The sequence below is a fragment of the Streptomyces tardus genome (genome assembly GCF_018101125.2).
GTDB lineage: Bacteria > Actinomycetota > Actinomycetes > Streptomycetales > Streptomycetaceae > Streptomyces > Streptomyces tardus.
Window position 1 is genome coordinate 4687705 of the sequence record NZ_JAELVF020000001.1, and the last position, 23331, is coordinate 4711035.

At 70.2% G+C, this 23331-nt stretch carries 21 protein-coding genes; 18 read left to right on the top strand and 3 right to left on the bottom strand.

The window, feature by feature from the left end:
• Positions 1–914, bottom strand: a 914-nt coding sequence (locus JGS22_RS20080; protein WP_236074181.1) for a RecB family exonuclease, incomplete at its 3' end; no start/stop codon positions are given.
• A gap of 227 nt (positions 915–1141) precedes the next feature.
• On the opposite strand from JGS22_RS20080, the gene JGS22_RS20085 reads away from it, so the two are divergent.
• From JGS22_RS20085 to JGS22_RS20095, 3 genes are all read left to right on the top strand, one after another.
• A complete protein-coding gene (locus JGS22_RS20085) occupies positions 1142–2386 on the top strand; it encodes a site-2 protease family protein (RefSeq protein ID WP_308405765.1) in 1245 nt (414 codons plus the stop codon).
• Positions 2387–2575: 189 nt separating this feature from the next.
• Complete coding sequence (locus JGS22_RS20090; RefSeq protein WP_211040544.1) at positions 2576–3502, top strand: tRNA (adenine-N1)-methyltransferase; 927 nt, start codon at positions 2576–2578, stop codon at positions 3500–3502.
• A 228-nt stretch (positions 3503–3730) separates the two neighbouring features.
• Positions 3731–4357 (top strand): hypothetical protein, encoded by a 627-nt coding sequence (locus JGS22_RS20095; protein ID WP_211040543.1) that lies wholly within the window; start codon positions 3731–3733, stop codon positions 4355–4357.
• A 60-nt stretch (positions 4358–4417) separates the two neighbouring features.
• On the opposite strand, the gene JGS22_RS20100 is transcribed toward JGS22_RS20095, so the two are convergent.
• Positions 4418–4717 carry a ferredoxin gene (locus tag JGS22_RS20100; protein WP_211040542.1) on the bottom strand — a complete coding sequence of 100 codons (300 nt, stop codon included), beginning with the start codon at positions 4715–4717 and terminating at the stop codon, positions 4418–4420.
• A gap of 253 nt (positions 4718–4970) precedes the next feature.
• Between JGS22_RS20100 and arc the strand changes: the two genes are divergently transcribed.
• The 5 genes from arc to prcA all read left to right on the top strand — a co-directional run bounded on the left by arc (position 4971) and on the right by prcA (position 11030).
• Positions 4971–6737: a proteasome ATPase gene (gene arc, locus JGS22_RS20105; RefSeq protein WP_211040541.1), complete on the top strand. Its 1767-nt coding sequence runs from the start codon at positions 4971–4973 to the stop codon at positions 6735–6737.
• 205 nt (positions 6738–6942) lie between these two features.
• On the top strand, positions 6943–8454 hold the full coding sequence (gene dop / locus JGS22_RS20110; RefSeq protein ID WP_372454288.1) for a depupylase/deamidase Dop: 1512 nt from the start codon (positions 6943–6945) through the stop codon (positions 8452–8454).
• Between the two features lie 121 nt (positions 8455–8575).
• Positions 8576–8791 (top strand): ubiquitin-like protein Pup, encoded by a 216-nt coding sequence (locus tag JGS22_RS20115; protein WP_211040540.1) that lies wholly within the window; start codon positions 8576–8578, stop codon positions 8789–8791.
• 448 nt (positions 8792–9239) lie between these two features.
• A complete protein-coding gene (gene prcB / locus JGS22_RS20120) occupies positions 9240–10085 on the top strand; it encodes a proteasome subunit beta (protein WP_211040539.1) in 846 nt (281 codons plus the stop codon).
• A gap of 24 nt (positions 10086–10109) precedes the next feature.
• Positions 10110–11030: a proteasome subunit alpha gene (gene prcA, locus JGS22_RS20125; protein WP_211040538.1), complete on the top strand. Its 921-nt coding sequence runs from the start codon at positions 10110–10112 to the stop codon at positions 11028–11030.
• A 133-nt stretch (positions 11031–11163) separates the two neighbouring features.
• Here the strand turns inward: prcA and JGS22_RS20130 are convergent, their stop codons facing one another.
• Positions 11164–12177: a LacI family DNA-binding transcriptional regulator gene (locus JGS22_RS20130; RefSeq protein ID WP_308405766.1), complete on the bottom strand. Its 1014-nt coding sequence runs from the start codon at positions 12175–12177 to the stop codon at positions 11164–11166.
• Between the two features lie 97 nt (positions 12178–12274).
• On the opposite strand from JGS22_RS20130, the gene JGS22_RS20135 reads away from it, so the two are divergent.
• The 10 genes from JGS22_RS20135 (at position 12275) to JGS22_RS20180 (ending at position 23320) form a co-directional block, all read left to right on the top strand.
• Positions 12275–13552 (top strand): MFS transporter, encoded by a 1278-nt coding sequence (locus JGS22_RS20135; RefSeq protein WP_308405767.1) that lies wholly within the window; start codon positions 12275–12277, stop codon positions 13550–13552.
• A 9-nt stretch (positions 13553–13561) separates the two neighbouring features.
• A complete protein-coding gene (gene pafA / locus JGS22_RS20140; protein ID WP_211040536.1) occupies positions 13562–14923 on the top strand; it encodes a Pup--protein ligase in 1362 nt (453 codons plus the stop codon).
• Positions 14924–15037: 114 nt separating this feature from the next.
• The gene (locus JGS22_RS20145) at positions 15038–16039 is read left to right on the top strand and encodes an FKBP-type peptidyl-prolyl cis-trans isomerase (RefSeq protein ID WP_211040535.1); all 1002 of its coding nucleotides are present in this window, start codon (positions 15038–15040) and stop codon (positions 16037–16039) included.
• A 42-nt stretch (positions 16040–16081) separates the two neighbouring features.
• The gene (locus JGS22_RS20150; RefSeq protein ID WP_211040534.1) at positions 16082–16453 is read left to right on the top strand and encodes an FKBP-type peptidyl-prolyl cis-trans isomerase; all 372 of its coding nucleotides are present in this window, start codon (positions 16082–16084) and stop codon (positions 16451–16453) included.
• A 129-nt stretch (positions 16454–16582) separates the two neighbouring features.
• Positions 16583–17539, top strand: a complete 957-nt coding sequence (locus tag JGS22_RS20155; protein WP_211040533.1) for a helix-turn-helix transcriptional regulator — start codon at positions 16583–16585, stop codon at positions 17537–17539.
• Positions 17540–17550: 11 nt separating this feature from the next.
• Positions 17551–18519, top strand: coding sequence for a helix-turn-helix transcriptional regulator (locus JGS22_RS20160; RefSeq protein WP_211040532.1), 969 nt, complete (start codon positions 17551–17553; stop codon positions 18517–18519).
• Positions 18520–18528: 9 nt separating this feature from the next.
• Positions 18529–18732 (top strand): hypothetical protein, encoded by a 204-nt coding sequence (locus JGS22_RS20165; protein WP_211040531.1) that lies wholly within the window; start codon positions 18529–18531, stop codon positions 18730–18732.
• A gap of 223 nt (positions 18733–18955) precedes the next feature.
• A complete protein-coding gene (gene tatA, locus JGS22_RS20170; RefSeq protein ID WP_211040530.1) occupies positions 18956–19258 on the top strand; it encodes a Sec-independent protein translocase subunit TatA in 303 nt (100 codons plus the stop codon).
• A gap of 94 nt (positions 19259–19352) precedes the next feature.
• Positions 19353–20306, top strand: coding sequence for a twin-arginine translocase subunit TatC (tatC, locus tag JGS22_RS20175; RefSeq protein WP_211040529.1), 954 nt, complete (start codon positions 19353–19355; stop codon positions 20304–20306).
• Between the two features lie 212 nt (positions 20307–20518).
• The gene (locus tag JGS22_RS20180) at positions 20519–23320 is read left to right on the top strand and encodes a DEAD/DEAH box helicase (protein WP_211040528.1); all 2802 of its coding nucleotides are present in this window, start codon (positions 20519–20521) and stop codon (positions 23318–23320) included.
• The last annotated feature ends 11 nt before the right edge of the window (positions 23321–23331 follow it).

Genomic DNA, 23331 nt, shown 5'->3' on the forward strand with positions numbered 1-23331 from the left:
CGGCTCCCCGCCTCCGGCGCCGCCCCGGACGTCTCGCTCGCGGCGCTGTCCCCGCCCGCTGCCGGGGTGCTGCCGTGGCACTCGATGTCCAGCGGGAGCTTCGGCTGGAGCGTCAGCGGATAGGGCGGGGGAGTGCCCCCGTACTCGGGGCAGTGCGCCTGGTAGTCGCACCAGTCGCAGAGCCTGCTGCGCCGGGGCCGCCACTCGCCCGTCTCGGTGGCCTGCTGGATCGCGCTCCACAGCGCCAGCAGCTTGCGCTCCACCGAGAGCAGGTCCGACTCGTTCGGGTCGTACGTCAGCACGTCGCCGCTGCCGAGGTAGACGAGCTGCAGCCTGGTCGGGACGCGGTTGCGCAGCCGCCACAGGACGAGCGCGTAGAACTTCATCTGGAACAGTGCCTCGCCGGAGTACTCGGGCCGCGGCGCCTTGCCGGTCTTGTAGTCGACGATGCGCACCTGGCCGTCGGGGGCGATGTCCACCCGGTCAATGATGCCGCGCAGCCGCAGGCCCGACTCCAGCCGCGTCTCCACGAACAGCTCCCGCTCGGCCGGCTCCAACCGAGTGGGGTCCTCCAGCGTGAACCACTTCTCCACCAAGGACTCCGCCTCGGTGAGCCACCGGGCGAGCTCCGCTCCGTCCTCGGTGTCCCGGGCGAACAGCTCGGCCAGCTCGGGGCGTTTGGCGAGCAGGCGCTCCCACTCGCCGGCCACCATGCCCCGGGCCCTGGGCACGCTGCGCTGAGCCGCCGGGGACTCGAAGAGCCGCTCCAGCACCGCATGCACCACCGTCCCCCTGGCCGCCGCGGCGCTCGGCCGCTCGGGCAGCCGGTCGATCACCCGGAACCGGTACAGCAGCGGGCAGCGCATGAAGTCCGCCGCGCGCGAGGGCGAGAGAGAGGACGGCCCTCCGGGCATGGGCGGCTCCGGCACGGGGGAGCCTTCCTGCTGCCGCGGCAGCACCTGCCCGGTCGTCTCCTCGGCCGGTACGGCCCGCGGCTCAGCGCTGTTTCCCATGGACAACGACCCTACGACGCCGCACTGACAGTCGGAGACATACCATCGACGACAGCACCGGCAACCCGCGGTGTCCCGGCGGGACATGCGCACGACCGGGTGCGGGCGGACCGCGACGAGAGGACCCCGTGGGAGACACGGACAACAGCGCCGAGCCGGAGAAATCGAACCGGCAGCCCGGGGAACCGGGCGGGGGCGGGAAGCCGCCGGGGCGCAAGCCGGGAGGCGGCATCCTGATGGGCCGCCCGTTCGGCGTGCCCGTGTACGTCGCGCCGAGCTGGTTCCTCGTCGCCGCGCTGATCACCTGGGTGTTCGGCGGCCAGCTCGACCGCATCCTGCCCGACCTCGGTGCCGTGCGTTACCTCATCGCGCTCTTCTTCGCGGTCGCCTTCTACGCCTCGGTGCTCGTCCACGAACTCGCCCACACTGTCGCGGCTCTCCGCTTCCAACTGCCGGTGCGCCGTATCCAACTCCAGTTCTTCGGCGGTGTGTCCGAGATCGAGAAGGAGTCCGAGACGCCGGGGCGGGAGTTCGTGCTGGCCTTCGTCGGGCCGCTGCTCTCCCTCGTCCTCGGAGGGGTCTTCTACCTCGCGATGTTCGCCGTCGAGCCGCGCACGGTCCCCGGTGTGCTGCTCGCCGGACTGATGATCTCCAACCTCATCGTCGCCGCGTTCAACCTGCTGCCCGGTCTGCCGCTGGACGGCGGCCGGATGCTGCGCGCGGTGGTGTGGAAGCTCAGCGGCAACCCGATGACCGGCACGGTCGCCGCCGCGTGGACCGGCCGCGGGCTCGCCGTCGCCGTCCTCATCGGTCTGCCGCTCGCCACCCACGCCAGCGGGCTGTCCCGCGGCGAATCGGTGGGCAACCTCAACTCACTGACGGACGCGCTGCTCGCGGCGATCCTGGCCGCCATCATCTGGACCGGCGCCGGGAACAGCCTGCGTTCCGCGCGACTGCGGGCCCGACTCCCCGAGCTGCGCGCACGCACCCTCACCCGCCGGGCCGTGCCGGTCACCGCGGACACCCCGCTCTCCGAGGCGCTGCGCAGGGCGAACGAGTCCGGTGCCCGTGCGCTGGTGGTTGTCGACGCCCACGGCTCGCCCACCGCGGTGGTGCGCGAGTCGGGCATCGTCGAGGTGCCCGAGCACCGTCGTCCCTGGGTGGCGGTGGGCACCCTCAGCCAGGACCTGGGGGACGATCTGCGAATCTCCGCCGAGCTTGCGGGAGAGGAACTCATCGAGCGTTTGCGGGAGTTCCCCTCCACCGAGTACCTGGTGGTCGAGGAGACCGGCGAGATCTACGGGGTGCTCGCCACCCACGACGTGGAACGCGCCTTCGTGGACGCCATGTCCAAGCCCGACACGGCCCGTTGACGCCCCGGCGCGTACCGACGGCGGTGCCGGCGCCGGCACGGACGCAGCCGCACACACGGACGCAGCCGCACACACGGACGCAGGCGCACACACGGACGCAGCCGCAGACACGGACGCCGGGCCGGTCGTGCACGTCGGCGGAGCCACCTCGGTGCGGAGCCCGCTCCGGTCTGGACTAGGCTGGAGCGCATGTCCGAACCGACCGGTGCCGCCCGCCGCCGTGGGCCCTTCCAGGTCGGGGACCAGGTTCAGCTCACCGATCCCAAGGGCCGCCACTACACCTTCACTCTCGAAGAGGGGAAGAGCTTCCACACGCACAAGGGAGCCTTCCCCCACGACGAGCTGATCGGTGCCCCCGAGGGAAGTGTCGTCCGTACCACGGGAAACGTCGCCTATCTGGCGCTGCGCCCCATGCTCCCCGACTATGTCCTGTCCATGCCGCGCGGAGCGGCCGTCGTCTATCCCAAGGACGCCGGCCAGGTGCTCGCGATGGCCGACATCTTCGCCGGCGCACGCGTCGTCGAGGCCGGTGTCGGCTCGGGGTCGCTCAGCATGTTCCTGCTGCGCGCCGTGGGCGACCACGGAATGCTCCACTCCTACGAGCGCAGGGCCGACTTCGCCGATATCGCCCGCAACAACGTCGAGCGCTACTTCGGGGGCCCGCACCCCGCCTGGCAGCTCACCGTGGGCGACCTCCAGGACAATCTGAGCGACACCGATGTCGACCGGATCATCCTGGACATGCTCGCCCCCTGGGAGTGTCTGGACGCCGTGTCCAAGGCCCTGGTGCCCGGCGGCCTGCTCTGCGCGTACGTCGCGACCACCACGCAACTCGCGCGCACCGTCGAGGCGATCAGGGAGCACGGCACCTTCAACGAGCCGGCCGCCTGGGAGACCATGGTGCGCAACTGGCACGTGGAGGGGCTCGCGGTCCGTCCCGACCACCGCATGATCGGCCACACCGGCTTCCTGCTGACGGCTCGGAGGCTGGCGGACGGTGTCGAGCCGCCGCTGCGCCGCCGCCGTCCGGCCAAGGGCGCGTACGGCGAGGACTACACGGGGCCCGGCGCCAAGAGCGCCGAGGGCCGTGACAGCTCCTCGCGTTCCGCTTCCTGAGCGAGCCCGAGCACTCTTCCGCACGCTGCGGGTGAGTTGTGCGTTCCGTACGAGCGCACGGCCCGCCCGCCCCACCGTTCCCACCCCGGGCGCCATCGGCCCGCCGGAGCCCCACAAGGGCCCCGGCCGCCGGTGGCGCCCTTCAAGCGCGCCCTCCGCCCAGCTGCCGGCGGGGCCCAACTTCCTTGCCCACCCCGGCCGTTCCGGGCCGATGTGATGTATGGCACGATGCTGCCCACTCCCGTAACCCTGCTCACACTGGAGACGTCCCGAGTGCAGCCCTCGGCAGGCCAGGACCTTCCGCACACCCGTACACGCCCGGTGCACTGGCTCGCCACAGCCGCTGCCCTCGCGGCGGTCGTCGCGGCGACCGTCATGATCCAGCCGACCGATGCCACCGCCACCAGCGACACCGGCCCCCTCGCCGCGCGGCAGAAGGCCGCAGCGGGTGCTCCGGCCCCGGAGAAGGCCGACTATCCGCTCGACTGCGGTCCCTGGGAAGCCGGCGTCGTCGAGCACGGAGCCGCGGACTTCGACGGCGACGGAGTGGCCGAAACCATCGCGGTGGTCCGCTGCGCCACCGAGGGCGGTACGCCCCCGAGCGGGGTCTTCGTGCTCGCCCGCGCGGAGCGGGCCGGTGCCCCGCCGAGGGTGGTGCGCACCCTGCTCGACCCCGCCGAGCGGCTGAGCGTGGACGACTTCGCGGTGCGCGGGGGAGTCATCTCCGCGACCCTGCGCGGCTACTCCTCGCAGAAGGTCCCGCGCTGCTGCCCCGACCAGGAGCGTTCGGTCAGCTGGCGGTGGACCGACGGCGACTTCGCGCTGAAGGCGGCGCCCACGGCGATGGGCGTCTGAGCCGGCGCTCCGCCGGGCGCGCGGCGCCGGCCGCGGGAGTCGAAGGGGGCGCCGGCGCGGTCAGTCCGCGTCCGGTCCGTACACCTCGACGCCGTCGTTGACCCGGCGGACGTGGATGCAGTCGCCGGGGCACTCCTTGGCCGAATCCACCACCTCGGTCAGCAGCGGCAGCGGCACCGGCGCGGTGGACCCCGCCTCGGTGCGCAGCTCGTCGTCCGCGCCCTTCACGTACGCCAGACCGTCGATGTCCAATTCGAAGACCTCGGGCGCGTACTGGGCGCAGATGCCATCACCCGTGCAGAGGTCCTGGTCGATCCAGACCTCCAGCTCGCCGGTGTCCGTCTCGTGCTGCACAGTCATCTCGCCTGCCGTTCCTGCACGGGGATTTCATCAATTGGTGCCACCCGGGAAGGGTGTTGACCACATCGACGATACAACTGGCCCGCTTCGGATGTTGTTCCGGTGCTACGGGATGGGTATTGCCCTGGCGTGAGGGGTGCGCAGGAGTGAAGATCAGACACACCCCGATGTCTTTGTGATCTAGGGGTTTCAACCCCACCAGGCCCAGGTAGGGTCTGGATGCGTCCAGCTCCCCCTGGAGGAGGTGAGGACCGTGGCAGCCCACGACGACGACCAGAACCACGGCGCCCGGCCCGGTCGGGGTTCACAAGACCCGGCAGGCCAGGTTGCTTATCTTGAGCAGGAGATCGCCGTCCTGCGCCGCAAGCTCGCCGACTCTCCGCGGCACACTCGAGTTCTCGAAGAGCGGATCGTCGAGCTCCAAACGAATCTCGCGGGTGTGTCCGCGCAGAACGAACGACTGGCCGGCACTCTCCGCGAGGCACGCGACCAGATCGTCGCGCTCAAGGAAGAAGTCGACCGGCTCGCACAGCCACCCGCGGGTTTCGGTGTCTTCCTGCACGCCAACGAGGACGGCACCGCGGACATCTTCACCGGTGGCCGCAAGCTCCGGGTCAATGTGAGCCCCAGCGTGGAGCTCGAGGAGCTCCGGCGCGGTCAGGAGCTCATGCTCAACGAGGCCCTCAACGTCGTTGAGGCCATGGAGTTCGAGCGCGCCGGCGACATCGTCACCCTCAAGGAAGTCCTGGAGGACGGCGAGCGCGCCCTGGTGGTCGGCCACACCGACGAGGAGCGGGTGGTTCGGCTTGCCGAGCCCCTGCTCGCGGCGACGCTGCGGGCGGGTGACGCGCTGCTCCTGGAGTCGCGCTCCGGCTATGTCTACGAGGTCGTGCCCAAGAGCGAGGTCGAGGAGCTCGTCCTCGAAGAGGTTCCGGACATCGACTACACCAAGATCGGTGGCCTGGGCGGGCAGATCGAGCTGATCCGCGACGCGGTCGAGCTGCCCTACCTCTACCCGGACCTGTTCCAGGAGCACGAGCTGCGCCCGCCCAAGGGCGTCCTGCTCTACGGCCCACCCGGCTGTGGAAAGACGCTCATCGCCAAGGCAGTCGCGAACAGCCTGGCCAAGAAGGTCGCCGAGGTGACCGGGCAGCCCGCGGGGAAGAGCTACTTCCTCAATATCAAGGGCCCCGAGCTGCTCAACAAGTACGTCGGCGAGACCGAGCGGCACATCCGGCTGGTCTTCCAGCGTGCGCGGGAGAAGGCCAGCGAGGGCACGCCCGTCATCGTCTTCTTCGACGAGATGGACTCGCTCTTCCGCACCCGTGGCTCCGGTGTCAGCTCGGACGTGGAGAACACGATCGTGCCTCAGCTGCTGTCGGAGATCGACGGTGTCGAGGGCCTCGAGAACGTCATCGTCATCGGCGCCTCCAACCGCGAGGACATGATCGACCCGGCCATCCTGCGCCCCGGCCGTCTCGACGTGAAGATCAAGATCGAGCGTCCGGACGCCGAGGCGGCCAAGGACATCTTCTCCAAGTACCTCACCTCCCGGCTCCCGATCCACGCCGACGACCTCTCCGAGAACGGCGGCGACCGCGAGGCCGCGCTGTCCGGCATGATCCAGTCGGTCGTGGAGCAGATGTACGCCGAGTCCGAGGAGAACCGCTTCCTGGAGGTCACCTATGCCAACGGTGACAAGGAGGTCCTGTACTTCAAGGACTTCAACTCCGGCGCCATGATCCAGAACATCGTGGACCGGGCGAAGAAGATGGCCATCAAGGCGTTCCTCGACCAGAACCAGAAGGGCCTTCGCGTCTCCCACCTCCGTGCCGCCTGCATGGACGAGTTCAAGGAGAACGAGGACCTGCCGAACACCACCAACCCGGACGACTGGGCCCGTATCTCCGGCAAGAAGGGCGAGCGGATCGTCTTCATCCGCACGCTCGTCACCGGCAAGCAGGGCGCCGACAGCGGAAGGTCGATCGACACGGTGGCGAACACCGGTCAGTACCTGTAGAGAGCACACACCGCCCGGCTGCGGCTGCCCGTACACGGGGAGTCGCAGCCGGAGCATTTCACCGGGAGCCCGCTTCGCCCTCCCCGGCAGCCTCACGGCGTTCCAGGCTCGGTGCACACCGCAACGCACCGACGGACGCGGGGCGGCGGCGCGGCGGGACTTGAGCGACGGCCCGGGGCGGGCCGCCGCAGGGCGAGGAGGTCGCATGACCGTACGGCGCGTAATGGGCATCGAGACGGAGTACGGCATCTCCGTGCCAGGGCATCCGAACGCCAACGCCATGCTCACCTCCTCCCAGGTCGTCAACGCCTACGCCGCCGCGATGCACCGTGCCCGCCGAGCCCGGTGGGACTTCGAGGAGGAGAACCCGCTGCGCGACGCGCGCGGATTCGACCTCGCCCGGGACTCCGCCGACTCCAGCCAGCTCACCGACGAGGACATCGGCCTGGCGAACGTCATCCTGACCAACGGCGCCCGCCTCTATGTGGACCATGCACACCCCGAGTACAGCGCGCCCGAGGTCACCAATCCCCGGGACGCGGTGCTGTGGGACAAGGCGGGCGAGCGCATCATGGCCGAGGCCGCCCGCCGGGCCGCGGAGGTGCCGGGGTCCCAGCCGATCCACCTCTACAAGAACAACACCGACAACAAGGGCGCCTCCTACGGCACCCACGAGAACTACCTGATGAAGCGCGAGACCCCCTTCTCGGACATCGTTCGGCATCTGACGCCGTTCTTCGTCTCCCGGCAGGTGTTCTGCGGAGCCGGCCGTGTCGGTATCGGTCAGGACGGCTCCGAGCACGGCTTTCAGATCTCCCAGCGCGCCGACTACTTCGAGGTCGAGGTGGGGCTGGAGACGACGCTCAAGCGCCCCATCATCAACACCAGGGACGAGCCGCACGCCGACGCCGAGAAGTACCGCAGGCTCCACGTGATCATCGGCGACGCCAACCTGTCGGAGATCTCGACCTATCTGAAGCTCGGCACCACCTCGCTGATCCTCTCGATGATCGAGGACGAGTTCATCGCCGTCGACCTCGCTGTCGACCAGCCCGTGCGCACGCTGCACCGGGTCAGCCACGATCCCTCGCTGCGGCAGCAGGTCACCCTGCGCAGCGGGCGCAAGCTCACCGCCGTGCAGTTGCAGATGGAGTACTGCGAGCTTGCGCGCAAGTACGTCGAGGAGCGCTGGGGCGCCGATGCCGACGAGCAGACGCTCGACGTCCTCGCCCGCTGGGAGGACGTGCTGGGGCGCCTGGAGAGCGATCCGATGAGTCTGTCCGGCGAGCTGGACTGGGTGGCGAAGCTGGAGCTGATGGAGGGCTACCGCCGTCGGGACAATCTGGAGTGGGATGCCGCCCGGCTGCACCTGGTGGACCTGCAGTACGCCGACGTCCGTCCGGACAAGGGCCTGTACAACCGCCTCGTCGCCAGGGGGAAGGTCGCGCGCCTGCTGGAGGAGTCCGAGGTCGAGCGGGCCGTGCGCAAGCCGCCCGCCGACACCAGGGCGTATTTCCGGGGCCGCTGTCTGGAGCAGTACGCCGATGATGTCGCGGCGGCCTCCTGGGACTCGGTCATCTTCGACGTGCCGAGCCGCGACACTCTCCAGCGGGTCCCGACCATGGAGCCGCTGCGGGGCACGCGGGAGCACGTCAAGGACCTGCTGGACCGCTGCCGCACCGCGGAGGACCTGCTGAAAGCGTTGTCCGGCAACTGATTCCCGTGCGCGTATCCGGGAATGATCCAGACGGCCGGGAGCTTGAACAACCAAAGGGCCGATGTCAGTCCCAACCCTTAGGGTCTGATCTTGTACTTCGAATCCGAGCGGGGTGAGGCACATGGCGAGCAGGGACACCGGCGGCGGACAGCAGAAGGCGACAAGGTCCACCGAGGAGACCGAGGAACAGCAGGAAACAGAGGTCTCCGAAGAATTCAAGGAGCGCCAGGAAGAGCTCTCCGACGACGTGGACTCGGTGCTGGACGAGATCGACGACGTCCTGGAGGAGAATGCCGAGGACTTCGTTCGGAGCTTCGTCCAGAAGGGCGGCCAATAGCCGTCCTCTCGGCTCTTTCGCCGCGGTGACGCGGTGGGGTGTCGAGTGTCTGCGGGCAGTGGCGGCACGCCGCGCGCCCGATCGAGCCGAGAGCAGGAGGTGGAGAGGGCGCGCGTCGCACGCGGCGCAGTGCGTCGGCCCTCTCCGCCTCTCTTCGTTCTCCGCGCTCTCCCTGTTGGCCGCGGCCGCCGCTTTCTCCGGCGTTCCGCCGCGCGTACGCGCGGCGAATGGTCAAGTGCGGTCGCCGGTGCGCACGTTGAGCCCTCGTCGAGTCCTCGAATCCACTTTTCGTCATGGGCGGAAGAGGTGGATAGAGATCAACGGGCGGGTAAGGTCCGAGGCGTACCGTGCTCCACCGGCGACGCTTCCACGGCGACGCGACAGTGGGGCAGTTCAAGGACAGGCCGGACGCCGGACGGCGGCGGCCCCACTACGTGGAAGGAAACGAGTGGAAGCCAAATTTGGTAGCACCGGGCGTCTACCGGCCGCCTTCCTGACGCCCGGCTCGTCCTCGTTCATGGACTTCCTGTCCGAGCACGCGCCGGAGCAGCTGCCCGGCAGGCGGCAGCTGCCGCCCGTGCAGGGAGCCATCGAGGCGCCGCACGGCACCACGATCGTGGCCGCGGGCTTCCCCGGCGGCGTCGTCCTCGCCGGCGACCGCCGCGCCACCATGGGGAACATGATCGCCCAGCGCGACATCGAGAAGGTCTTCCCCGCGGACGAGTACTCGGCGGTGGGCATCGCCGGCACGGCGGGCCTGGCGGTCGAGATGGTGAAGCTCTTCCAGCTGGAGCTCGAGCACTTCGAGAAGGTCGAAGGCGCACAGCTCTCCCTGGAGGGCAAGGCGAACCGGCTCTCCACCATGATCCGCAGCAATCTCGGCATGGCCATGCAGGGCCTGGCGGTGGTCCCGCTCTTCGTCGGGTACGACGTGGATCGGGAGAAGGGCCGGATCTTCTCCTACGACGTCACCGGCGGGCGCTCCGAGGAGCTCGGCTTCGCGGCCGTCGGCTCGGGTTCGGTCTTCGCCCGGGGCGCGCTCAAGAAGCTCTACCGCGAGGAGCTCACCGAGCAGCAGGCGGCGACGGTCACGGTCCAGGCCCTCTACGATGCCGCCGACGACGACTCGGCGACCGGCGGCCCGGACATCGCGCGCCGCATCTACCCCGTGGTCACGGTGATCACCGAGGAGGGCTTCAAGCGGCTCACCGAGGCCGAGGTCTCGGAGATCGCGCGGGCGATTCACGAAGGCCGCCTCCAGCACCCCAACGGGCCCCAGGCCCCGGTTCTCTAAGCACAGGAAGGGACGGGAAAGCCGGTGTCCACGCCGTTTTACGTATCGCCCCAGCAGGCCATGGCGGACCGCGCCGAGTACGCCCGCAAGGGCATCGCTCGGGGTCGCAGTGTGGTGGTGCTGCAGTTCACCGAGGGGATCCTCTTCGTCGCCGAGAACCCCTCGCGCGCTCTGCACAAGGTCAGCGAGATCTACGACCGCATCGCCTTCGCCGCCGTGGGCAAGTACAACGAGTTCGAGAATCTGCGCATCGGCGGTGTCCGCTACGCCGATCTGCGCGGTTTCACCTACCACCGCAACGACGTCACCGCGCGGGGCCTGGCGAATGTCTACGCCCAGACGCTCGGCACGATCTTCTCCAGCGGCGCCGAGAAGCCTTACGAGGTGGAGCTGATCGTCGCCGAGGTCGGTGAGGCGCCGGAAGACGACCAGATCTACCGGCTGCCGCACGACGGCTCCATCGTCGACGAGCACGGCTCGGTCGCGGTAGGCGGCAACTCCGACCGGATCGGCAGCCACCTAGACCAGCGCCACCGGGACGACATGAGCCTGGCCGAGGCGTTGCAGCTGGCGGTCGAGGCACTGGGCCGGGACAGCACGGGAGGCGAACGCTCGCTGACGGCCGACCAGTTGGAGGTCGCCGTCCTGGACCGCAGCCGACCGCAGCAGCGCAAGTTCAAGCGCATCCTGGGCCGGCAGCTGTCCCGACTCCTGGAGGCCGAGGCAGGGTCGACCGCTTCGGCGTCCGCCGCGGACGACGCGGATGCGGACGACGAGGGCACGGCCGGCGCCGCGGCCTCCGACTCCGGTGGTGCAGCGGCCGAGGGTGCCTCGAAGAGCAGCGGCAAGGCGCGCCCCGGCGCCAAGGGGAAGAAGCCTGCCACCGGTTCGAAGGAAGCCGACGGCGGAAGCGCCGAGGAGTCGGAGGACGACGACAAGGCGTAGAGGACGACGGGCAGCGCTGCCTCGGCCGACTGCGGCTCTGTACGGGCTGGTGCTCGTCCGGGGACGCGGCCGGCCGCGGCGCACTCGAAACGCCGCCGCCGCGAGGGGAGCGCCCTTCGCGGCGGCGGTGTTCTCAGTGCGGGGCCGGTCCGGTCGACGCCCGCGGCGCCAGTGCGACCGGAAGTGTCGTGGTGGCCGGTCGCTGCCCGTCCAGCACGGCGAGCAGGGCGCGCATCCCGGCCGCTCCGACCTCCTGCGCGGGCAGCCGTACCGTGGTGAGCTCGGGCTCCAGCGCGGTGGCGAGCGGGAGGTCGTCGAAGCCGGTCACCGACAGGTCGCCCGGCACCGACAGGCCCGCGCGCCGCGCGGCCTTGCAGACGCCCGCCGCCAGTACGTCGTCGTCGCAGACGACGGCGGTGGGGACCGGTCGCAGCGCCAGGAGCTCGTCGGCCGCTCGCTGCCCGTCCTGGACGCTCAGCGCCGCACCCCGGGTGGCGACGAGCTCCGCACCCGGGAAGTTGCCGAGCGCCTCGTGCAGGGCGCGGGCACGGAGCCGGAAGGTCCAGCTGGGCACGTCCGCCGCCAGATGCGCCACCCGTCGGTGGCCGAGATCGAGCAGATGGGCGGCGACCCGGCGCATCCCGTCGGCGATGTCGGGGTTGACGACGGCCGAGGCCATGGGGTCCGAGGGCTCACTGTCCAGCATGACCAGCGGAAGGCCGCCGTCCTGGAGCGAGCTGAGTGCCTCGGCCGCCATCGAGGAGGCGATCACCCCGTCCAGTGCCGCCCGCGCGGAGTCGAACGGGTCGGGCGCGCGGCCGATGCCCTCCGGCGAGGGGTAGAGCACCACCCCGAAGTCGTGCTCGCCCGCGACGCGCGCGGCTCCGGCGTGCACCTGGGCGAAGAAGTCGCCGGTGAGCGCGGGAACCACCAGCATTGCGGTGCGCGCACTGCCGGTGCGAAGGCTGCGGGCCGCCAGGTTGGGGCGGTATCCCAACTGCTGCGCCGCCTCGCGGACGGTCTCGGCGGTACGGGCCGAGACCCGGCCCCGCCACTTGCCGCCCAGCACCAGGGAGACGCTGGCCTGTGAGACGCCGGCCGCGCGCGCCACGTCGCGGCTGGTGGGCCTGGAGGCGGTGGGCTTCACGTCGCGGGGCTCCCGGCGGATGAGAGATGGACCTGGACACTGCCGTCATGGTACGTATGAACGCGACGACGTTATACGTAACACGCGAGGAGTCACAGTGGCGAGGAAGCCGACCGGGTACGGCGAACTACTGCGCACGCGGCACGCCGCCAGGCTGCTGACGGGCACCCTGGTCGGCCGGCTGCCGAACGCCACCGCGCATGTCGCGATCGTTCTCTTCGTCCGTGCCGAAGGCGGCAGCTACACCCTCGCCGGCGTGCTCGCGACCGTGTACGGGCTGGCCACCGCGATCGGTCAGCCGCTCCTCGGGCGGGCCGTCGACCTCCACGGCCAGCCGCGGGTGATGCTGCCGGCCGCGGTTGTCTCGGCGCTCGGCATGGTCGCCTTCGCGGTCGTCGGTATCGAACCGCTGGGCCTCGCGGCGCTGGCCGTACTGGTCGCGGGCGTCTTCACTCCGCCGCTCGAGGGCGGGCTGCGCGCGCTGTGGCCGAGTGTGCTGAAGCGGCAGGACCGGGTGCACAAGGCGTACGCGCTGGACTCGGTGGCGCAGGAAGTGATGTTCACCGTCGGCCCGTTGGCGGTGACGGTGTGCGTGGCGCTGTGGTCGGAGGCGACCGCGCTGCTGGTGATCAACCTGATCGGAGTGCTCGGCGCCCTCTCGGTCGCGGTCTCGCAGCCCTCGCGCTCCTGGCGCAGCGCGCCGCGCGAGGCGCACTGGCTGGGGGCGCTGCGCTCCGCGGGTCTGCTCGCGCTCCTCGGGGCCTTCGTGTTCGTCGGGATGGCGCTCGGCTCGATCACGGTCGCCGCGGTCGCCTATGCGGACGAGCAGACCGGTGTCAGCGGCAACGTCGTCTACGCGCTGCTGATGTCCGGCATCGGCTTCGGCGCGCTGGTGGGCGGGCTGGCGTACGGCGTCCGGGAGTGGGTGGGCGCGCCCGAGCCGCGGCTGCTGGTGCTGATCGGGCTGCTGGCACTGGGCTATCTGCCGCTGATGCTGACGCCCTCCTACGGCGCGATGACGGTGCTCACCTGTCTCGCCGGGGTCTTCCTCGCGCCCGCTTTGAGCTGCGCGTTCGTGGTCGTCGACCGGCACGCGCCCGCCGGTACGGTCACCGAGGCGTTCTCCTGGCTGGTGACGACCTTCGGCGTGGGCGCTGCGCTCGGCACGGCGGTCGTCGGACCGTCCATCGAGAGCGGAGGGGTCACCGGTGGGTTCGCCGTACCGGGCGCCGCGGGAGTGGCGGGTTTCCTCCTCCTGGTGCTGACGCGCCGTGCGCTCGCCGCTCCTCGTCGGACCGGGCTGCCGCCGGTGGCCGGGCAAAGTGATCCCAGCCGCGCGGCCGAACCCGGTTTCAAGACCGGTCATCAGGCGTAATGTTCATGCATGGACCGCCGAATCTTCGGGCTGGAGAACGAGTACGGCGTCACATGTACGTTCCGCGGGCAGCGTCGGCTGTCACCGGACGAAGTGGCGCGGTACCTCTTCCGCCGTGTCGTGTCATGGGGCCGCAGCAGCAACGTGTTCCTGCGCAACGGCGCCCGTCTCTACCTCGACGTGGGTTCGCACCCGGAGTACGCCACTCCTGAGTGCGACGACGTGACCGAGCTGGTCACCCACGACAAAGCGGGCGAACGCATCCTGGAAGGTCTGTTGGTGGACGCGGAGCGCCGGCTCCACGAGGAGGGGATCGCCGGCGACGTCTACCTTTTCAAGAACAACACCGACTCAGCGGGGAACTCCTACGGCTGCCACGAGAACTACCTCGTGGGCCGCCACGGAGAGTTCTCCCGGCTGGCCGATGTGCTGATCCCGTTCCTGGTCACGCGTCAGCTGATCTGCGGCGCCGGCAAGGTGCTGCAGACGCCGCGCGGTGCCGTCTACTGCGTCAGCCAGCGTGCCGAGCACATCTGGGAGGGCGTCAGCTCGGCGACCACCCGTTCCCGACCCATCATCAACACCAGGGACGAACCCCACGCGGACGCGGAGCGCTACCGCAGGCTCCACGTCATCGTCGGCGACTCCAACATGTCCGAGACCACCATGCTCCTCAAGGTGGGCGCCACCGACCTCGTGCTGCGGATGATCGAGGCGGGCACCGTGATGCGCGACCTCACCCTGGAGAACCCGATCCGGGCGATCCGCGAGGTCAGCCACGACATCACCGGGCAGCGCAAGGTACGTCTGGCCAGCGGCCGGGAGGCCTCGGCGCTGGAGGTGCAGCAGGAGTACTACGAGAAGGCCGCCGACTTCGCCGACCGCCGGGGAATCCGCACAGGCCTGATCGAGCAGGTCCTGGAGCTCTGGGGGCGGACCCTGGAAGCAGTGCGCACCCAGGAGCTGGACCGGGTCAACACCGAGATCGACTGGGTGATGAAGTACCAGCTCATCGAGCGGTACCGGAACAAGCACCAGATGCCGATGTCCCACCCCCGGGTCGCGCAGCTGGACCTGGCCTACCACGACATCCACCGCCGGCGGGGTCTGTACTACCTCCTGGAGCGCAAGGGGCACGCCAAGCGGATCTGCAACGACCTCAAGATCTTCGAGGCCAAGTCGGTTCCGCCGCAGACCACTCGCGCACGGCTGCGAGGCGACTTCATCCGGCGCGCGCAGGAGCAGCGCCGGGACTTCACCGTCGACTGGGTGCACCTCAAGCTCAACGACCAGGCGCAGCGCACCGTGCTGTGCAAGGACCCCTTCCGGTCGGTCGACGAGCGGGTGGAGAAGCTGATCGCGGGCATGTAGGACATCTCGTCCGCACCACCCCGACGCGGGCCGCACAGCGCTGGTTGTGCGGCCCGCACCACGTCGTAGAGTGGCGCGCACTGTCCACCCGCCGTTCGACCAAACGAGGACACCGTGCGCCGACGCTCCCTCCTACTCGCTCTTCCCGCTGGCCTTGTCGCCCTCTCCGGCTGCGGTGACGACAGCGGCGACTCCGGTTCCAAGGAGAGCCCCAGCCCCGACGCCTCGAGTCCCAAGCCGGAGGCCGCCAAGCCCGGCAAGGTCGTCGACGGTCCGCTGCCGGAGATCACCGAGGGCGCCGGGTTCGGCGAGACCCCCAAGCTCGCCAAGGCGACCGGCAAGCCCTCGCCGCACATCGCGGTGCAGGTGCCGGTCGAGGGCAAGGGCACCAAGGTCGCCAAGGGCGACTACGTCCAGGTCGACTACATGGGTCAGGTCTGGGGCGCGGAGAAGACCTTCGAGACGACCTTCGGCAAGGACCAGAGCGCCGTCTTCCCGATCGGGCAGCAGCAGATCCTGCCGGCGTGGGACCAGGTGCTCGTCGGCAAGACCGTCGGCAGCCGAGTCCAGATGGCCGTCCCGCCGAAGTACGGCTTCGGCGAGCAGGGCCAGCCGCAGCTGAAGATCAAGGCGGACGACACCTCGGTCTGGGTCCTGGACGTGGTGGACACCTTCAACGCCAAGAGCTCGGCCAAGGGCGAGGAGGTCGCCCAGGACGACGTCGATCTGCCGAAGATCGGCACCAACACCAACGGCAAGGCCCCCTCCATCAAGGTGCCGGACACCAAGGCGCCGAAGAAGCTGGTCTCCAGCTACGTCATCGAGGGCGACGGCCCGAAGGTCGCCGAGGGCGGCTCGGTGCTCGTGCACTACCGCGGCGTGCTCTGGGACGGTGGCAAGGAGTTCGACGCCTCGTACAACAACGGCTCCCTCGCCCAGTTCTCGCTCCAGCAGGTCGTGGAGGGCTGGTCCAAGGGGCTGGCGGGCAAGAAGGCCGGCAGCCGGGTGATGATCGTCGTGCCGCCCGAGCAGGGTTACGGTAAGGAGGGCCAGGGCGACAAGATTCCCGGGAACTCGACGCTGGTCTTCAGCGTCGACATCCTGGCGGCCATGTGACGTTCGCCCGAGTCACCCCGTAACTTTCCAAGGAGTATTCACGTGAGCATCGACAAGCCTGAGGTGGACTTTCCCGAGGGCGAGCCGCCGGCGGACCTCGAGGTCAAGGACCTCTGGGAGGGCGACGGCCCGGTGGCCAAGGCCGGGGACAACGTCTCCGTGCACTACGTCGGCGTCGCCTTCAGCACGGGCGAGGAGTTCGACGCCTCGTGGAACCGCGGCCGGCCGCTGCAGTTCCAGCTGGGCATCGGACAGGTCATCACCGGCTGGGACCGCGGTGTCCAGGGCATGAAGGTCGGCGGTCGCCGTCGGCTGACCATCCCCCCGAACCTGGCGTACGGCGACCGTGGCGCGGGCAGCGCGATCAAGCCGGGCGAGACGCTGATCTTCGTCTGCGATCTGGTCTCCGTCTGAGGCGTTCACCTGGTCGAGGCAGTGCCGGAGGTCCCGTACCACAGGGTACGGGGCCTCCGTCGTCTGTTTGGTCGGTATGTGCCGGTGGCGGTACGGTCGGCGTCGATACCGGTAGCAGAAGGGGCGCCCATGGCGATTGCCAAGGCCGAGCGGCTGATGAACCTGGCGCTGTGTCTGCTGGGTACGGGACGGCCGCTGACCAAACGGGAGTTGCGGTCCTCGATCGAGGCGTACCTGGAGGCCGGGTCCGAGGACTCCTTCAACCGGATGTTCGAGCGCGACAAGGACGATCTGCGCGAACTCGGCCTGGTCATCGAGACCGTGGAGAACTTCGAGGGCGAGGTCGGCTACCACGCCCGCCGCGACCGCAACCGGCTGCCCGATGTCTCGCTCGACGCCGAGGAGGCGGCGGCGCTCCAGCTCGCCGCCAAAGTGTGGCAGCAGGCGAGACTCGCCGGGGCGGCGAGCGGGGCGCTGCAGAAGCTGCGCGCCGCGGGCATGCCGGACAGCGAGGTCGGCGCCGGCTCCTACGACGCGCTCGAACCGCGCATCCCGGCGAGGGAGGCGGCGTTCGAACCGCTGATGCTCGCCTGCCGCGACCGGCGGCCGGTGGTCTTCGCCTACCGCAAGTCCAACTCCGCGAAGGCCGAGCGGCGCCAGGTCGAACCCTGGATCCTGGAGTGCTGGCGGGGGCACTGGTACCTCGCCGGCTGGGACCGCGACCGCCGGGCCGAGCGGGTGTTCCGTCTCTCCCGCATCACCGGGCCGGTCCGCTCGCGGGTCGGCGAGTACACCGCGGAGGTGCCCGATCAGGTACGGGTGCGGGAGACCGCCGAGCGCTGGGCCGGAGAGGGCGCCACCACCGAGAGTGCGCTGATCCAGCTGCGCCAGGGGTGCGGTTACCCGCTGCGCGCCAGGGCCACCCGGATGCGGGAACTCGGTGACGGCTGGGAGGAGTTGGAGATCCCGTACGGGCACGGACTGGACGCCTGGCTGGCGGAGTTCGGGCCCGATGTGGTGGTGCTGGAGCCCGCCGAGCTGCGTGCGGACATCATCGACCGGCTGCGTGCCGTGGCCAAGGGCTGAGGGGGCGGGACGTGGCGACCAACGCCATCGACCAGACGAGGCGGATGCTCTCGCTGGTGACGTATCTCAGGGAGCGACCGGGCGCCCGTGTCGAGGACGTGGCGCGCGCCTTCGGCGTGACCCCGGACGAGCTGATCTCCGACCTCAACGTGCTGCCCATGTGCGGCACCAGCTTCCGTGGCGGGGATCTGCTGGACATCGACACCGACGGCGAGCACATCTGGTGGCACAACTCCGAGGCGGTGACGGGCGGTGAGCCGCTGCGCATCGCCGCCGACGAGGCGACCGCGCTGCTGGTGGCCGCCCGCGCCGTGGCCACCCTGCCGGGTCTGCGGGAGAGCGACCGGCTCGCGCTGCTGCGCGCCACCGCCAAGCTCGAGACCGCAGCGGGGGACAGCGCGGCGGCCAGCGCCCGGCTGGCGGTGACGTTCGAGTCCGAGGGCGGGGTCTTCGCCGACCTCGACCGCGCCATCGCCGAGCGCCGCCGGGTCTGGCTCCGGTACTACTCGCCCTCCCGGGACGAGTTGACCGAGCGTGAGGTCGACCCCATCCGGCTCTTCGTGCTCGGGCACACCTACGTCGAGGCGTGGTGCCGGCTCTCGGAGGCCCGGCGCACTTTCCGGCTGGACCGCGTCGCGGAGATCGCACTGCTCGACAAGCCGGCCGACCCGCCGTCGATCGAGCCGCGCGACCTGTCCGCGGGCCTGGTGCAGCCCTCCGAGGACGACCCGGAGGTGGTCGTGGAGGTCGGCCCCGGCGGTCGCTGGGTCGCCGAGTACTACCCGCACGACAGCGCCGAGGAGCGCCCCGACGGCGGGCTGCGGATCGTACTGAGGTCGCCCGACCCGGCGTCACTTCGCAGGCTGGCGCTGCGGCTTGGCCGCGACGGCCGGATCATCGAGCCGGTGGAGCTCGCGCACGCCGCCACCGATGCGGCCAGAGCCGCCCTCGCGGCGTACGAGGAGGACGCGGTCCACTAGGGTCGTGGCATGTTCTGGCCGATGTTCTTTCTCGTCTGCGCCTTTCTCGGCGTCGCGGTCCTGGGCGTGCTGGCGGTCCGTGTCGGGCTGGAGGTCCGGCGCTTTTCCCGCGCGGTGGGCGACAGCGCCGAGCGCATCGCCCGTGCCGCGGAGGAGCTGGAGCGTTCCGCCGAGCCGCTGAGCGGCCACGTTGCCCTCACTCGACGGGGTTGACCGGCCCGGTTCGCGCGCAAGCGGGCGCCCGGGCGGGCGCTTCGGTCGGTTTTGGGTGACCCGGCCGGTCAGCCGGGGGATGCGCGGGGATTGCCAGGCGTTTACCCTCCCGCGTTACGATGATTTCCGTCGGGATACGGTCGGGCATGCTGGCGACCGGTCGACAGTGCACACGTATCGTCGATACCGCTACGTACCACAGCCTCGGTGAGAAGGTAGACACATGATTGGTCAGGTCGGTCCTTGGCAGCTGGTGATTCTGGTTGTCCTCGTCGTGGTGGTCTTCGGCGCGAAGCGGCTCCCGGACACCGCCCGTTCGCTCGGCAAGTCCCTGCGCATCCTCAAGAGTGAGACCTCCGCGATGAAGAAGGACGGTGGCTCCTCCTCGGACACCGGCCGCGCCGAGTCCACCGAGGGGCGCTCCGACGCCGACGCCTCCGCCCCCTCCCGCACCATCCAGGCCGCACCCGGCGATGTGAGCAGCTCCCGACCGGTCGACGAGCCCAAGCGCACCAGCCAGGGCTGAGAACCGCAGTAGTTCATCGTCGGCAGCGGGCGGCCTTCCGGCCTCCCGGCGACCCCCGTAGGACGGGGGCCGCGTCGTGAGATAGGGACGTGGGTTGCTGAAGTCCGCCCGCAAGCAGAGCTCCGCCAGCAAGCAGAGCAAGGACCCCGAGGGGCGGATGCCTCTGGTGGAGCACCTGCGCGAGCTGCGCAACCGCATGGTCAAGTCGCTGCTGGCCGTACTGCCGTTGATGGTGCTCGCGCTGTTCTTCGCCAAGGACATCATCGAGTTCGTCACGGACCCGGTGCCGCAGTGCACGAGCGAGCTGGAGGCCGCGGCGCAGGAGGGGCGTTGTGCGGTCCTCTCCCAGGTGGGTCTGACCTCGCCCTTCACCACGTTCATCAAGGTGTCGCTGATCACCGCGCTGGTCGGCGCGGCCCCGGTCTGGCTCTACCAGATGTGGGCCTTCCTGGCGCCCGGCCTGCACAACAAGGAGAAGAAGTACGCGCTCTCCACGGTGGCGTTCGGCACGCCGCTCTTCCTCACCGGCGCCTACCTCGCGTACTGGGTGCTGCCGCACGCCGTGCCCGTACTGCTGAGCTTCAGCATCGACGGTTCGACGAACTACATCACCGCCGACGACATGATCGACATCTCGGTGAAGCTGACGCTGGCCTTCGGGCTCGCCTTCCAGCTCCCGCTGATCCTCACCCTGCTCAACCTCGGCGGCGTGCTCAGCGGCAGGCGGATGCTGAGCTGGTGGCGCGGCATGGTCCTGGGTATCTCGATCTTCGCCGCGCTGGTGACCCCGACCGACCCGTTGTCGATGCTCGTGCTCGCGCTGCCGATCATCGGGCTCTACTTCGCCGCCACCGCCTTCGCGTTGTTCAACGACCGCCGCAAGGCCAAGGCCGACCCGGACACCGACCTCGACGACGACGAGGCCTCCGACATCGATCTGACGCCCTCCACCATCGGAGGCGTCAGCGAGGTCGAGGGTGACGACGGGCGCCATGGCAACGCCAACGGCACCGACCGCCACCGCGGCGGTCTGGACGACGCGACCTGACGAACGGTGGGCGGGAGCGGGCGGTGACGCCCGGCCCGCCCCACAGCCGTGTCCGGCGCTGAACGCCGACGGCGAGCGGTGCGGCAGAGTGGCGCGGGACGGCGTCGGCCGCGAGCGCCGGCAGGGGTGAACGGTCGGTTGCCGGCGCCGTCACGGGGAGAGCGAAAAACTTCTCGGTGACTGTCAGGGGTGGCCGGTAGTCTCGTACCACGATGACCGACGACAAGCCCCCCGCTGAGCGGTACGCGGCGGCCAAGAAGCGCAACGCCGACCAGGCGACGGCGCTCGCCCCCTTCCGCGAGATGTACGACTTCGAGCTGGACGAGTTCCAGATCCAGGCATGCCAGGCGTTGGAGGCCGGCAAGGGAGTGCTGGTGGCGGCGCCCACCGGTTCGGGCAAGACCATCGTGGGCGAGTTCGCCGTCCATCTGGCGCTCAGCCAGGGGCGCAAGTGCTTCTACACGACCCCCATCAAGGCGCTGTCCAACCAGAAGTTCAACGATCTGTCCGCCCGCTACGGCGCGGACAAGGTCGGACTGCTGACCGGCGACAACAGCGTGAACGGCGACGCCCCGGTGATCGTCATGACCACCGAGGTCCTGCGGAACATGCTGTACGCGGGTTCGCGGGCCCTGGAAGGCCTGGGGCACGTCGTGATGGACGAGGTGCACTACCTCTCCGACCGCTTCCGCGGCGCCGTCTGGGAAGAGGTGATCATCCACCTCCCCGAGTCGGTCAACCTGGTCTCGCTCTCCGCGACGGTCTCCAACGCCGAGGAGTTCGGCGACTGGCTGGACACGGTGCGCGGCGACACCGCGGTGATCGTCTCCGAGCACCGCCCGGTGCCGTTGTGGCAGCACGTCCTGGCGGGGCGCCGGATGTACGACCTCTTCGAGGAGAAGAGCGGGCGCCGCGAGGTCAACCCGGACCTGCAGCGCATGGCCCGGATGGAGAACAGCCGCGTCTCCGGCCCGCGGGACCGCAGGCGCGGCCCGCGCCGCGAGGCGGACCGGGAGCGTGAGCGGCGTCAGCGCACTCGGATCTGGACGCCCAGCCGCGCGGAGGTGATCGACCGGCTGGACTCCGAGGGCCTGCTGCCCGCGATCACCTTCATCTTCAGCAGGGCGGGCTGCCAGGCGGCCGTGCAGCAGTGCCTCCACGCCGGGCTGCGGCTCAACGACACCGAGGCGCGGGCGCGTGTGCGGGCGATCGTCGAGGAGCGCACCGCCGCGATCCCGGACGAGGACCTGCACGTGCTCGGCTACTTCGAGTTCCTCGAGGGCCTCGAGCGGGGTATCGCCGCGCACCACGCGGGGATGCTGCCCACCTTCAAGGAGGTGGTGGAGGAGCTCTTCGTCAAGGGGCTGGTCAAGGCCGTCTTCGCAACCGAGACACTGGCGCTCGGCATCAACATGCCTGCGCGTTCGGTGGTGTTGGAGAAGCTGGTCAAGTGGAACGGCGAGCAGCACGCGGACATCACACCCGGTGAGTTCACCCAGCTGACGGGCCGGGCCGGCCGGCGCGGCATCGACGTCGAGGGCCACGCGGTCGTCCTGTGGCAGCGAGGCATGGACCCGGGCGCGGTCGCCGGCCTCGCGGGCACCCGTACGTATCCGCTGCGGTCCTCCTTCAAGCCGTCGTACAACATGGCGGTCAACCTGGTCGAGCAGTTCGGCCGGCACCGCTCGCGCGAGCTGCTGGAGACCTCCTTCGCCCAGTTCCAGGCGGACCGCTCGGTGGTTGGCATCTCCCGCCAGGTGCAGAAGAACGAGGAGGGGCTGGAGGGCTACCGGGAGGGCATGACCTGCCACCTCGGCGACTTCGAGCAGTACGCCCGGCTGCGCCGCGATCTGAAGGACCGGGAGAACGAGCTGGCGCGGGAGGGCGTCGCCCAGCGCAGGGCGCAGGCCTCCGCAGCGCTGGAGAAGCTCAAGCCGGGCGACGTCATCCATGTGCCCACCGGTCGCTTCGCGGGGCTGGCGCTGGTGCTGGAGCCCGGGCTGCCGTCCGGGCGCGCTCCGGGCCGTCGCGGCGCCGACCACCACGACGGTCCGCGACCGCTGGTGCTCACGGCACAGCGGCAGGTCAAGCGGCTGGCCGGGATCGACTTCCCGGTGGCGGTCGAGCCGGTGGACCGGATGCGCATTCCCAAGAGCTTCAACGCCCGCAGCCCGCAGTCGCGTCGGGACCTCGCGTCGGCGCTGCGCACCAGGGCGGGCCACCACGAGCCGCAGCGCCACCGCAGAGAGCGGGCCGCTGCCGCGGACGACCACGAGATCAGCAGGCTGCGTGCGGAGCTGCGGGCGCACCCCTGTCACGGTTGCGACGAGCGGGAGGACCACGCCCGGTGGGCCGAGCGCTACCACCGACTGCTGCGTGACACCCGGCAGTTGGAGCGCCGTATCGAGGGCCGCACCAACACCATCGCGCGCACCTTCGACCGGGTGTACGCCCTGCTGGCCGACCTGGGCTACCTCAGCGGTGACGAGGTGACGGTCGACGGCAAGCGGCTGGCGAGGCTGTACGGCGAGCTCGATCTGCTCGCCGCCGAGAGCCTGCGCGAGGGCGTCTGGGAGGGGCTGCCCCCTTCGGAACTGGCGTCCTGCGTCTCGGCGTTGGTCTTCGAGGCCCGTGCCGCCGACGACGCGCTGCCACCGCGGCTGCCGACGGGGCGCGCCAAGGACGCGCTGGGCGAGATGGTCCGCATCTGGGGCAGGCTGGACTCGCTGGAGGACCAGCACCGCATCACCCAGTCCGAGGGGGTCGGGCTGCGGGAGCCGGACCTCGGTTTCGCCTGGGCCGCCTACCTTTGGGCCGAGGGACACGGGTTGGACGTCGTGCTGCGCGATGTGGACATGCCGGCGGGCGACTTCGTGCGCTGGTGCAAGCAGGTGATCGACGTGCTCCAGCAGGTCTCGGCCGCCGCGGGCAGCGGCGGCACCGTGGCGAAGAACACGCGCCGTGCGGTGGAGGCGATGCAGCGCGGCGTCGTCGCCTACACCTCGGTGGGCTAGTCGTCGTCCCT

Excerpts from the sequence above, each read along its gene's own strand:
- JGS22_RS20100 (WP_211040542.1), bottom strand. The coding sequence starts at position 4,717 with ATGACTGTGCAGCACGAGACGGACACCGGCGAGCTGGAGGTCTGGATC.
- JGS22_RS20180 (WP_211040528.1), top strand. The coding sequence starts at position 20,519 with ATGACCGACGACAAGCCCCCCGCTGAGCGGTACGCGGCGGCCAAGAAG.
- JGS22_RS20165 (WP_211040531.1), top strand. The coding sequence starts at position 18,529 with ATGTTCTGGCCGATGTTCTTTCTCGTCTGCGCCTTTCTCGGCGTCGCG.
- JGS22_RS20155 (WP_211040533.1), top strand. The coding sequence starts at position 16,583 with ATGGCGATTGCCAAGGCCGAGCGGCTGATGAACCTGGCGCTGTGTCTG.
- JGS22_RS20095 (WP_211040543.1), top strand. The coding sequence starts at position 3,731 with ATGCTGCCCACTCCCGTAACCCTGCTCACACTGGAGACGTCCCGAGTG.
- pafA (WP_211040536.1), top strand. The coding sequence starts at position 13,562 with ATGGACCGCCGAATCTTCGGGCTGGAGAACGAGTACGGCGTCACATGT.
- JGS22_RS20115 (WP_211040540.1), top strand. The coding sequence starts at position 8,576 with ATGGCGAGCAGGGACACCGGCGGCGGACAGCAGAAGGCGACAAGGTCC.
- JGS22_RS20090 (WP_211040544.1), top strand. The coding sequence starts at position 2,576 with ATGTCCGAACCGACCGGTGCCGCCCGCCGCCGTGGGCCCTTCCAGGTC.
- dop (WP_372454288.1), top strand. The coding sequence starts at position 6,943 with ATGACCGTACGGCGCGTAATGGGCATCGAGACGGAGTACGGCATCTCC.
- tatA (WP_211040530.1), top strand. The coding sequence starts at position 18,956 with ATGATTGGTCAGGTCGGTCCTTGGCAGCTGGTGATTCTGGTTGTCCTC.